Below are 611 nucleotides of genomic sequence, written 5' to 3'. Positions count from 1 at the left end.
GTGAAGTTGGATTCGCTAGTAATCGCGTATCAGCAATGACGCGGTGAATACGTTCCCGGGCCTTGTACACACCGCCCGTCAAGCCATGAAAGCTGGGGGTACCTAAAGCATGTAACCGCAAGGAGCGTGTCAGGGTAAAACCGGTAATTGGGGCTAAGTCGTAACAAGGTAGCCGTACCGGAAGGTGCGGCTGGAATACCTCCTTTCTGGGGCCTGTACCCGGCCTCGCTGCAGAACAGATCATAATAAGGATAACAGACTCATAAAGAAGAAAGTGCCCGCCCGGACGATGTCCAGGACAGGGGTCACGAGAGAGATGAAGATAGCCAGTCCCGTAGCTCAGTTGGTTAGAGCACTACACTGATAATGTAGGGGTCAGCAGTTCAAATCTGCTCGGGACTACCAGGATACGGAAGGGGAATTAGCTCAGCTGGCTAGAGCACCTGCCTTGCACGCAGGGGGTCAACGGTTCGAATCCGTTATTCTCCACAGGCCTTCCCGCAAGGGGAAGGGATGAGAGTTCTTTGACATATTGGAAGAAAAGAGATAACAAGAGAAGACAACAGAGGAGAAGTGCCCACGGGCATGGATCCAAAGCAACGCACCATCTG

2 tRNA genes and 1 rRNA gene are annotated in these 611 nt (G+C 52.7%); all 3 read left to right on the top strand.

Annotation, left to right across the window (positions count from 1 at the left end):
- Positions 1–206 (top strand): 16S ribosomal RNA (locus CRJ00_RS02670); the annotation flags it as partial.
- Between the two features lie 122 nt (positions 207–328).
- Positions 329–405: transfer RNA gene (locus CRJ00_RS02665), tRNA-Ile, on the top strand.
- A gap of 10 nt (positions 406–415) precedes the next feature.
- Positions 416–489 (top strand) — tRNA-Ala (locus CRJ00_RS02660).
- The last annotated feature ends 122 nt before the right edge of the window (positions 490–611 follow it).

The organism is Sphingobacterium sp. 1.A.4 (assembly GCF_002734245.1).
Lineage (GTDB): Bacteria > Bacteroidota > Bacteroidia > Sphingobacteriales > Sphingobacteriaceae > Sphingobacterium > Sphingobacterium tenebrionis.
Note: the sequence above shows the minus strand (reverse complement) of the source record. Positions and strands in the feature narration are given on the sequence as shown.